General features: G+C 68.8%; 9 protein-coding genes. All 9 read left to right on the plus strand.

Going from position 1 to position 10,684, the window contains the following annotated elements; genetic code table 11:
- Positions 1-30: 30 nt before the first annotated feature.
- Positions 31-1,185 (plus strand): ABC transporter ATP-binding protein, encoded by a 1,155-nt coding sequence (locus tag FJM51_RS20750; protein ID WP_140456040.1) that lies wholly within the window; start codon positions 31-33, stop codon positions 1,183-1,185.
- A gap of 83 nt (positions 1,186-1,268) precedes the next feature.
- Positions 1,269-2,912 carry a thiamine pyrophosphate-binding protein gene (locus FJM51_RS20755; RefSeq protein ID WP_140456041.1) on the plus strand — a complete coding sequence of 548 codons (1,644 nt, stop codon included), beginning with the start codon at positions 1,269-1,271 and terminating at the stop codon, positions 2,910-2,912.
- 146 nt (positions 2,913-3,058) lie between these two features.
- Positions 3,059-4,114: a CapA family protein gene (locus tag FJM51_RS20760; RefSeq protein ID WP_140456042.1), complete on the plus strand. Its 1,056-nt coding sequence runs from the start codon at positions 3,059-3,061 to the stop codon at positions 4,112-4,114.
- 230 nt (positions 4,115-4,344) lie between these two features.
- Entirely contained in the window at positions 4,345-5,103 is a 759-nt protein-coding gene (locus FJM51_RS20765) for an electron transfer flavoprotein subunit beta/FixA family protein (protein ID WP_140456049.1), read from the plus strand.
- Positions 5,103-6,029, plus strand: a complete 927-nt coding sequence (locus FJM51_RS20770) for an electron transfer flavoprotein subunit alpha/FixB family protein (RefSeq protein WP_140456043.1) — start codon at positions 5,103-5,105, stop codon at positions 6,027-6,029. The genes FJM51_RS20765 and FJM51_RS20770 overlap by 1 nt, the downstream gene beginning before the upstream one ends.
- A 99-nt stretch (positions 6,030-6,128) precedes the next feature.
- Positions 6,129-7,604 (plus strand): FAD-dependent oxidoreductase, encoded by a 1,476-nt coding sequence (locus FJM51_RS20775; RefSeq protein ID WP_140456044.1) that lies wholly within the window; start codon positions 6,129-6,131, stop codon positions 7,602-7,604.
- Positions 7,605-7,666: 62 nt separating this feature from the next.
- A complete protein-coding gene (locus FJM51_RS20780; protein ID WP_140456045.1) occupies positions 7,667-8,728 on the plus strand; it encodes a lactonase family protein in 1,062 nt (353 codons plus the stop codon).
- A 69-nt stretch (positions 8,729-8,797) separates the two neighbouring features.
- Positions 8,798-10,180, plus strand: a complete 1,383-nt coding sequence (locus tag FJM51_RS20785) for an MmgE/PrpD family protein (protein WP_140456046.1) — start codon at positions 8,798-8,800, stop codon at positions 10,178-10,180.
- 193 nt (positions 10,181-10,373) lie between these two features.
- A partial coding sequence (locus FJM51_RS20790; protein ID WP_140456047.1) for an NAD(P)/FAD-dependent oxidoreductase occupies positions 10,374-10,684 on the plus strand: 311 nt, incomplete at its 3' end.

Here is a 10,684-nt window from a genome sequence, read left to right on the forward strand (position 1 = left end):
CGATCCCGATCCCGGCCACAGGAGCACCGGATGACCAGCTGGCAGGCGGCGCCGGCCGCCGCGACACCGGTTCGCGAACCCGTGATGCGCGTGAAGAACCTGATGAAACGGTTCCGGCGCAACGACGGGTCGATTGTGACGGCGATCAACAACATCTCCTTCGATGTCTATCCGGGAGAGTCGGTCGTCCTGCTCGGACCGAGCGGTTGCGGCAAGACGACGCTCTTGCGCTGCATCGCGGGGCTCGAGGATCCCGATGGCGGGGTGATCGAGTTCAACGGCAACACCGTCTTCTCGTCGGAAGCCGGGATAAACCTTCGGGCCGAACTGCGGCAGATGGCGATGGTGTTCCAGTCCTACGCGCTCTGGCCGCACATGACGATTCTCGAGAACATTGCCTATCCGCTCCATTGCCTGCCCGCGGGCTCGCGGCCCGGGCGGAAGGAGATCGCCGCGCGCGTCACCGACATCATGAGGAAGGTCGGGATCGGCGGGCTCGAGTCGCAGTATCCGAACACGATCAGCGGCGGGCAGCAGCAGCGCGTGGCGCTCTGCCGGGCGCTGATCGCGGGCACCAACATGGTGCTGTTCGACGAACCGCTCTCCAACGTCGACGCGCAGATCCGCGAGAAGCTGCGCGACGAGCTGATGGAGATGCAGCGCGCGTTCGGTTTCGCCTCGCTCTTCGTCACCCATGACCGGCACGAGGCGATGGTCCTCGCCGACCGGGTCGCGGTGCTGAACGGCGGCGTGGTCCGGCAGTTCGACGGGCCGACGGATACGTATCTCCATCCCGCCGACGAATTCGTCGCGCGCTTCGTCGGGCCCGTGAACGAACTCGACCTGTCGGCGCGCGAGATCACCGGGCAGGCGGGCGAGGCCGTCGGGCAGTCGCCGCTCGGACCCATCCACGGCCTTCTGCGCGCGGAGGCCGCGGCGGATCTCGTCGCGATCTGGCGGCCCGAGGTCGCCCGGCTCGGAGCGGAGGAGCCGACCTCGCCCAACCGCTGGAAATGCGCGATCGAGGTGGCGAAGTTCCACGGGTCGCAGACCGAGTTCAGCGTGAAGGTCGGCGAGCGCGCTTTCCGGGTGCTGACCCATGGCGGCGGAATTCCGCTGCCGGAGGGCTCGACCGCCTGGATGTCGGTCGAGCCCCGCGACGTCCAGTTTCTCGCCAGGCGCTAGGCAGCGTGGCGTGGCTCAGGTTCGCCCGCTCCGGGGCGGACCTGACGACATTCAAGCTCCTTTCGAAGATCGGGAGTCCAACGATGACCATTCAGACCGCCATCGCATTGCGAGGCTTCGAGGCAATTCCGGAACTGCTGCGCAGAGCGGGCGTGGACACCGTCTTCGGACTTCTGGGCGGTTCCAACACCGCCTGGGTCGCGCAGGGCGTGGAAGCGGGCCACATCGAGTTCATCCGCACGCGTCACGAGGAGACGGCCGTCACGGCGGCGGCCGGCTACAGCCGGGCCACCGGGCGCCTCGGCGTCTGCACAACCACCAAGGGCCCGGGCTTCACCAATTCGATCAACGCGCTGATCGCGGCGACCCGGGGCCATGTGCCGCTCCTTCACATCACCGGCGAGAGCAGGATCTCCAAGGCCAAGGCGCTTGGCTCCTCGCAGGAGGTGGATCAGGAGGGGTTGGCCGGGATCATGGGCGTCGGCTACTTCACCGTACGCGAGGCTTCCGAACTCGAGGAGACGTTCTGGACCGCGGCGCGCGCGGCGCTCCGAAGCGGCCAGCCGCAGATCCTGAGTGTGTCCGACCGCTGGCTCGACGAGACGGTGGATCTCAGCTCCGCGAGCCCCGATCCGCGCCCCGATCTCGCGCCCGATCTCGACTCGATCACCGCGACCATCGACGAACTCGCCCGGGCCGAGCGGCCGATCATCCTCGCGGGCTGGGGCGCGGTGCTCTCCGGCTGCCACGACCAGCTCGTCGAGCTCGCCGAGCTTTCCGGCGCGCGGCTTGCCAACTCCCTCCGTGCGAACCGGTTCTTCTCGGGGCATCCACGCGACCTCGGCCTCTGCGGCAGCTGGTCGCCGCAGTCGGTGCGCGAGATCATCAACGACGCGGATCTTGTCCTGTCCTTCGGCGCCTCGCTCAGCAAGCACACGACCGAGGCGGGGGCGATCTTCGGCGGCGCCAAGCTCGCCCAGTGCGAGACCGACGAGAACGCCAAGTTCTTCGCGTCCTCTCCGGACCTGTTCCTGTTCGGCGACGCGCGGATCGCGGCCGACGCGCTGCTCGCGGAATGGAAGCGACGCGACCTTCCGACGAAGCCCGCGCCGGGGCCGGCGCCGTCCCGCGCCTCGGTCCGCGACACCTTCCTCGGCATCGACCTGCGCCACGATCCGGCGCGCGGGCTCGATCCGCGCGAGGTCTACGTGGCGCTCGACGAGGTCGCTCCGGCGGATCGGATCGTGGTGACCGACAATGGGCGCTTCATCGCGACGATCCCATCGCTGCTCGACGCGCGCGACGCGCGGAGCTGGATCGTCGGGAACGCCTATGGCTCGGTCGGGCTCGGCCTCGGCGCGGCGATCGGCGCCGCGACGGCGCACCGCGACCGCCCCGTGCTGCTCATGACCGGGGACGGCGGCTTCGCGATGGCGATGCACGAACTCGACGCGATCCGCCAGGCCTCGCTCGACAACGTGACGATCGCGATCATCAACGACCAGCTCTACGGTTCGGATCTGAAATACCTCCGCCGGCACGGGCTTCCCGACACGGTGCTCTACCAGCCGCTTCCGGATCTGGTGGCGCTCGCGGCGGTCTATGGCGGCACCGGCCATCTCGTGACCAGCATCGAGCAGCTCAGGACGATCGACTTCTCGACGCCGGGGCCGACCCTGCTCGACATCCGCGTTGATCCGGAGGTGAACGTCCGCGAGGCGGTCTAGTCAGGCCTTCGGTCCAGGCATCTCATAGAGCTCGTACCCGTTCCGGAACGGGCGTGAACACCCACGCGCCCACGCCTGAGCGGGCGTTCCGCGTCACTCGGCACCGCCGTCGGCTTGCAGCACGGCGCGCGCGATGGAAGATTATCATGGCCCTGAACGTCATCCTGACCGGCGACCTCAACATGATGCAGGTCGGCGATCCCGAAGTACCGTTCCGCCGCGTCGCGGCGGAATTGAAGGCCGCCGATGTCGTGTTCGGGAATCTCGAGAGCTGCCTCTACGAGCCGCCGGGCGGACCGGACATCGACCGGGAGCGGCTGCGCGAGGGCTTCTACGCCGATCCGAAGGCCGGGGGCGAGACCCTGCGGGCCGGGAGTGTCCAGGCGGTCGGCATCGCCAACAACGTCAACTACGGGACCGAGGCGATCAAGGCCTCGGTCGCCCGGCTCGACGCGCTCGGCATCGCCCATACCGGCGCCGGCGCGAACTCCGACGCGGCCCGCGCCCCCGCGATCCTCGAGCGGTCCGGCACGCGGTTCGGGATCCTCCAGCGCACCACCGTTTACTGGCCGATGAACCACGAGGCGACGGCGACCGATGGCGGCGTCGCCACGGTGAAATGCCACACGGCCTATCAGGTGCCGGTGGGAAAGATGCGCGCCGACATGCAGCCGGCCAACCGTCCGGGGATCGCCCCGATCATCCTGACCTGGGTCGATCCCGTCTATCGGGACCGGCTTCGGGAGGACATCGCGCGGCTGCGCGAGGAGGTGGATGTGGTCATCGTCTCCTATCACTGGGGACTGCGGCACGAGATCCTCGATTACATGACCGAGATCGCCCATCTCTCGATCGACGCCGGCGCCGATCTGGTGATGGGCCACGGGCCCCATGTCTCGCTGCCGATCGAGATCTACAAGGAAAAGCCGATCTACTACGGGCTCGGCAGCTTCTGCTTTCACACCGGCCACGGCGGCAAGCAGCATGGCGACTGGGTCGGTCTGATGGCGAGGCTCGAGGTGGAGGACAGGCGCATCGCCCGGACGGGTTTCAAGCTCGTGCGCCACAACGACGCCAACGAGACCTATGTGACCGATCCCGAGCGCGAAGAGGCGACGCTGCGCCCGCTCCGTGAGCGCAGCGCGGCGATGGGCGCGAAGTTCGTCGCGCGTGGGGAAGAGATTTTCGTCGAACCTGCCTAGGCGAATTCGTCCATGAAAGCTCAGGTCCCTCTGGACGCGAAAAAAATGCATGCTATATTGCATCCAAAATTAGGTGAAACGGAGCCGACCGGCGCGGCCGGGACCCGGAAGTGGACGCCACTTCCTCCTGTCCCGGACCCGGTCCGAGCACGCGTCGGCGGAGTTGGTCGCGCGGTCGGACCTGTCACGCCGCCGCTCGACCAGGACAAGGAGGATCACAATCCATGTCGCTGAAGGTACTCGTGGCCGTGAAGCGGGTCATCGACTACAATGTCAAGGTCCGGGTCAGGACCGACGGCGCCGGCGTCGATCTCGCGAACGTCAAGATGTCGATGAACCCCTTCGATGAGATCGCGGTGGAGGAAGCCGTCCGCCTGCGGGAGAAGGGGATCGCGAACGAGGTGGTCGCGGTCTCGATCGGCGTCCGGCAGGCGCAGGAGACGCTGCGCACTGCCCTCGCCATGGGCGCGGACCGCGCGATCCTGATCGTCGCCGCCGACGAGGTGGCGACCGACATCGAGCCGCTCGCCGTCGCCAAGCTGCTTCGCGCGGTGATCGAGAGCGAGAAGCCGGACCTCGTCCTGTGTGGCAAGCAGGCGATCGACAACGACATGAACGCCACCGGCCAGATGCTCGCCGCCCTGCTCGGCTGGAGCCAGGCGACCTTCGCCAGCGAACTGGTGATCGAGGGCGATCACGCGACCGTCAGCCGGGAGGTGGACGGCGGCCTCCAGACGATCAGCGTCAGGCTGCCCGCCATCGTCAGCGTGGACCTTCGCCTGAACGAGCCGCGCTATGCGAGCCTCGCCAACATCATGAAGGCGAAGAAGAAGCCTCTCGAGGAGAAGACCGCCCAGGATCTGGGCGTGGACGTGACGCCGCGTCTCAAGGTGCTGGAAACGGTCGAGCCGGCGACGCGACAGGCGGGCGAGCGCGTGCCAGATGTGGCCACCCTCGTGTCGCGGCTCAAGGAAATGGGGGTGATGTGATGGCGGTACTCGTTCTCGCGGCCATGGCGGAAGGGGCGCTCGGCGCCGATGCGACGGCCAAGACGGTGACGGCGGCCGGCGCGCTCGGCGCGGTGACGGTTCTCTGCGTCGGCACGGGCGCCGAGGCCGCGGCCTCCGAGGCGGCTGCCATCGCGGGCGTCGCCAAGGTGCTCGTGGCCGACGACACCGCGGTGGACCATCAACTGGCCGAGCCGACGGCCGCGCTGATCGTCGCCTTGGCAAGCCAGTACGATCATGTCGTGGCGCCCACCACCTCGGATGCGAAGAACGTCCTCCCCCGCGTCGCCGCGCTGCTCGACGTGATGATCATCCCGGACGTAACGGCGATCATCGACGCGAAGACCTTCCAGCGGCCTATTTACGCCGGGAATGCGCTCCAGACGGTGCGCAGCGACGATCCGAAGATGGTGCTGACCGTGCGTCCCTCGAGTTTCGCCGCCGCCGGATCGCAGGCCGCGGCGCCGGTCGAGAAGGTGATCGTCCCCGAGGCCCCCGGCCTCTCCAGCTGGACCGAGGACCGCGTCGCCGCCAGCGACCGTCCCGATCTCGGCTCGGCGAAGATCGTCGTCTCGGGTGGGCGGGGCATCGGCTCCGAGGAGAATTTCGCGCTGGTCGAGCATCTCGCCGACAAGCTCGGCGCGGCGGTCGGCGCCTCGCGCGCGGCGGTGGACAGTGGTTACGCGCCCAACGATCGACAGGTCGGCCAGACGGGCAAGGTGGTGGCGCCCGATCTCTACATCGCGATCGGCATCTCGGGGGCGATCCAGCACCTCGCCGGGATGAAGGACTCGAAGGTGATCGTCGCGATCAACAAGGACGAGGAGGCGCCGATCTTCCAGGTGGCCGACATCGGCCTGGTCGCCGACCTCTTCACGGCGGTCCCGGAACTGATCGGGAAGGTCTGACGATCCGCGCCCGGGGCCGGGCCGGGTAGCCCGGGCGCACCGAAAACGCGGGCCCGAAGGCGGGTCCGCCGCGAAGCGAAGCATGGGAGGAGCCGGAGCATGGCGGAGAACGAGTACGATGTGGTCATCGTCGGCTATGGCGGCGCGGGCGCCGCGGCGGCTATCGAGGCGGCCGACGCGGGCGGTAGCGTCCTGGTCATCGAGAAGTTTGGCGATGGCGGCGGCACGACGCGGATGGCCGGCGGCAACATCCGCAGCGTGCTCGACGCCGAGAAGATGATCGACCATTTCCACGCGCTCTGCGATGGAACCACCGACCGGGAGTCCGTCGTCGCCCATGTCGAGGGACTGGCGCGCCTGCCCGACTGGATCGAACGCCGCGGCGGCCTGATGCGGTCCGATCCGTCCGAGAAGCTCGGCGCGCCGCGCAAGTCCGGCCCGCCCTATCCGGGCGCGACGCCGGGCACCGGTTTTCCGGGTGTGGTCGGCGCGGACGGCATCGGGCTCCGCTACCGCTGGCCGAAGAACCCGCGCAACGGCCTCTCGCGCGGCGCGGCCGCCTGGGCGATGCTCGCGGAAAACGTCGGCAGCCGCAAGATCGACGTCATCACCGAAACGGCGGTCAAGCGCCTGAACCGCGACGGCTTCTCCGGCCGCGTCACCGGGCTCGTCGCCGAGCAGGGCGGCAAGGAGATCGAGGTCCGCGCGAAACAGGGCATCGTCCTCTCCTCCGGCGGGTTCTCCTGGAACCCCGAGCTGATGCGCCAGTGGCTCGGCGTCGCGGTCCATTCCGCCGCGCCGCCCCACCGCAACACCGGCGAGGGGATCGTGATGGCCCAGGCGGTCGGCGCGGCGCTCTGGCACATGTCGGGCGTCGTGATGTCGATGGGCATCGCGGTCCCGGAGTACGAGGCGACCTTCTCCTTCCACATCAAGGAGCGCGGCTTCATCATGGTCGACCGCCTCGGCAAGCGGTTCTGCGACGAGTCGAAGCTCGCCGGCCATTCTGGCGGCCTGCTGCTCGACGGCCGGGACCACCACGCGGCGCTCCGCCGCCGCCTGCCGAGCTATGTGATCTTCGACGAGGCTACCCGTCTCGCCGGCCCGATCATCGCTACGGAGCGCGGCTTCAACACCGACGCGGGCTGGTCGGAGGACAATTCGATGCCGATCGAGAAGGGGTGGATCACCTCGGCTTCCTCGATCGCCGAACTCGCGGCGAAACTCGACCTTCCCGCCGACGCGCTTGCCGAGACGATCGACTCCTACAATCGCGGCATCGAGACCGGCGCGGACCCGTTCGGCCGCGGCGCGGCGAACGCGGCCCCCATCGAGAAAGGCCCGTTCTACGGCGTCGCGGTCTGGCCGACGCTCTACAACACCCAAGGGGGGCCCCGCCGCACCGCCCGGGGCGAGATCGTCGATCCCTGGGGCGCGCCGATCCCCGGCCTCTTCGGCGCGGGCGAACTCGGTTCGATCTTCAACACGCTCTACCCCGGCGGCGTGAACTACGGCGAGGCCTTCGTTTCCGGACGGGTCGCGGGCGCCGCCGCGCTCGGCGCCACGCCGAAGTGATCGCCCATTCTCGAAAACGCTCCGAGCCCAACGGCCAAGCAAACGACTGGAAGGAAACGCATATGGTAGGTCGCATCTACGGCTATCTCGCACACGGCTCCCGGCGGCTATCGGTTCTCGCGATGTCGCCCGAGGGAGAGCTCAGCCAGATCCAGGAAGTGCCGATCAACGAGGCGGACACGCCCGAGGACGTGCGCGAGGGCCGGTTCACCGCGCTCTGCGTCAGCCCAGACCGCCGCTTCCTCTTCGCCTCGAACCGGACCGCGCCCTACAAGATCCGGAGCTGGGCGATCAACCGCGACGACGGCACGCTGACCTATCTCGGCGACGCCCCGACGGTCGATAGCTCGCCCTATCTCTCGACCGACCGGACCGGCCGCTTCCTGCTCGCCGCGCACAATCCGCCCGATCGCAAGCGCCGGACGGGCTTCGTGACGGTCGCTTCGATCTGCGAAGGATACGTGCAGCCGCCGCATCAGATCATCCGGACGCCGAGCAAGACGCATGCGATCCTGCCGCACGGCTCCAACCGCTATGTCATGGCACCCTGCTGCGACGCGGATGTCGTGACGCGGTATACCTTCGACGAGGCCACCGGGCTGCTCGATCCCGACGTGTTCTCGCCCCTCACCACGCGGCCCAATTCGGGGCCAAGGCACTACGTCTGGCATCCGAACAACCGGATGGTCTACATGAACAACGAATACGACGGCGACATCTACGTCTATTCATTCGATCCGAAGGACGGATCGATGTCCGAGGTCCAGTTCATCAGCGGCCGCCCGGAGGGAATGGACCCCGAGGGCAACGTGCGGGGGGGCGACCTCCACATCACGCCCGACGGTAAGTGGCTCTACGGCGCCGTTCGCGGGCAGTGCGGGCTCATGGGGTTCCGGATCGACCCCGAGACGGGCCTGCTCACTTCGCTCGGGATGACGGCGGTCGACAAGGAGCCGCGCGGCTTCAACGTCGATCCGCTCGGCCGTTTCCTGGTCGTGAACGGGCTGATGACCAGCACCGCCGTCACCTATGCGATCGACCGGGAGACCGGCGCGCTCACCAAGGTCGCGAGCCTCTCGACGCTGGAAAACCCGAACTGGATCGAGCTCGTCGCGCTGTCCTGACCCGCCCGGCCCGCGCGCTCTCTTCCGGCCGCGCGGGCCATCCACGCCGATCCGAAGGAAGGGAATGCCATGGGCAAGGTCGAGGAACGCATCGCCGATTTCATCGTCAACACGCCGGCCTCGGAGGTGCCCGCCGCCGCCATCGCCTCGGCGCATCGCTCGGCGCTCGACTGCGTGGGCTGCGTGCTCGCGGCCTCGGTCGAGCCCCAGGGCCGGACCATCGCCGGTTTCGCCCGCGCCGAGGGCGGTCACGATGGCCCGGCCTCGGTCATCGGCGGCCCGCTCCGGACCAGCCGGTCGATGGCGGCGCTTGCCAACGGGACGCTCGCGCATGGGCTCGACTACGACGATGGGCGAACCAGCACCGGCCATGCCTCGGGCATGCTGCTGCCGGCGGCGCTCGCCATCGCCGAGCCGGTCGGCGCCTCGGGCCGTGACCTTCTAACCGCCTATGCGATCGGGCTCGAGGTCATCACCCATATCGGCGACGCCTGCGATTTCGAGCAGAAGGAGGGCGGCTTCCACCGCACTTCGCTCTTCGGGACGATGGCCGCGACCGCGACCGCCGCGCGGCTTCTCGGGCTCGACGTTCGCCAGACGATGATGGCGATGGGAACGGCGGGCGCGGTCTCGGGCGGCCTCTGCCAGAGCTTCGGCACGTTCACCAAGCCGCTGCATTCCGGCATGGCGGCGAAGAACGCGGTCACCGCCGCGCTGCTCGCCGCGGAAGGCTGGACGGGAAGCGAGGACATCCTCGGCGGCCCGGCCGGCTGGGCCAAGGCCTTCATCCGCCACTACCGCTATGATGCGATGGCGAGCGGGCTCGGCACCGAATGGCGCACGGCGACGCGTACGCCGCTCATCAAGGAATTCCCCTGCTGCGGCCTCATCCACGGTCCGGCGACGTCGCTGCTCACGCTGATCCGCGAGCATGGTTTCACCGCCGGGGACGTGGCCGAGGTCCGGGTGAGCGCGCCTTACGATTCGATGGTGCTCATGTACCCGAACCCGGCCTCCGGCTATCAGGGCAAGTTCTCGCTGCCCTACGCGGTCGCGACCATCCTGATCGACGGGAGGCTCGATCTCGACAGCTTCGACGACGCGAAGCTTTCGCGGCCCGAATACGCCGAGACCGCCGCGAAGATCCGGATCAACGTCACCTCGCAATGGGAAGGGACGATGCGGGGCGAGCGCCGCGCGAAGGCCGACGACCGGCTGCCGGTGATCGTGAAGCTTCGCGACGGGCGGGAGCTTCGTCAGAGCACCGAACGGGTGCGTGGCCTCGACACCGACGCGCTCGTGGCGGAGAAGTTCCGCCGCAACGCGGCCCGCGCCCTCCCGCCCGGGGCGGTCGAGGCGGCGCTGGCGGCCTGGAGCGGGCTCGACACGGCGAGGGATGTGCGCGAGGTCGTGGCCTCGGTCACGACCGGCGCCCTTATTCCGGCGGCGTGACCGGACCGGCCAGAGGGGCCGGGAGACCACCGCTCCCGCGCCTCCCGGACGGGGGACCAGATTCCGAAATCCCTGGTCCGGCCTCCTCCTCCCGGCCGGACGACGAGGGCCTTGGCCTCGGCGGAGCGGCCGCTTCGCCGAGGCTCCTTTTTCGATGGCCGGACGGCCGCCACCCAGTCGAGGGAGCACAGCTATGTCACGCGAGTCGATGGAATACGACGTGGTCATCGTGGGGGCGGGCCCGGCCGGCCTGTCGGCGGCGATCCGGCTGAAACAGCTCGATCCCGATCTCTCGGTCGTCGTGCTCGAGAAGGGGTCGGAGGTCGGCGCGCATATCCTCTCGGGCGCGGTGCTCGATCCCGCCGGGCTCGACGCGCTGATCCCCGACTGGCGCGACAGGGGCGCCCCGGACACGACCGAGGTCAGCGACGACCGGTTCTACCTGCTCGGGAAGGGCGGGCGGATGAAAATCCCGAACTGGCCGATGCCGGGCTTCATGAAGAA

It is taken from the genome of Amaricoccus solimangrovi, assembly GCF_006385685.1.
GTDB lineage: Bacteria > Pseudomonadota > Alphaproteobacteria > Rhodobacterales > Rhodobacteraceae > Amaricoccus > Amaricoccus solimangrovi.

Excerpts from the sequence above, each read along its gene's own strand:
- FJM51_RS20750 (WP_140456040.1), top strand. The coding sequence starts at position 31 with ATGACCAGCTGGCAGGCGGCGCCGGCCGCCGCGACACCGGTTCGCGAA.
- FJM51_RS20755 (WP_140456041.1), top strand. The coding sequence starts at position 1,269 with ATGACCATTCAGACCGCCATCGCATTGCGAGGCTTCGAGGCAATTCCG.
- FJM51_RS20760 (WP_140456042.1), top strand. The coding sequence starts at position 3,059 with ATGGCCCTGAACGTCATCCTGACCGGCGACCTCAACATGATGCAGGTC.
- FJM51_RS20770 (WP_140456043.1), top strand. The coding sequence starts at position 5,103 with ATGGCGGTACTCGTTCTCGCGGCCATGGCGGAAGGGGCGCTCGGCGCC.
- FJM51_RS20775 (WP_140456044.1), top strand. The coding sequence starts at position 6,129 with ATGGCGGAGAACGAGTACGATGTGGTCATCGTCGGCTATGGCGGCGCG.
- FJM51_RS20780 (WP_140456045.1), top strand. The coding sequence starts at position 7,667 with ATGGTAGGTCGCATCTACGGCTATCTCGCACACGGCTCCCGGCGGCTA.
- FJM51_RS20785 (WP_140456046.1), top strand. The coding sequence starts at position 8,798 with ATGGGCAAGGTCGAGGAACGCATCGCCGATTTCATCGTCAACACGCCG.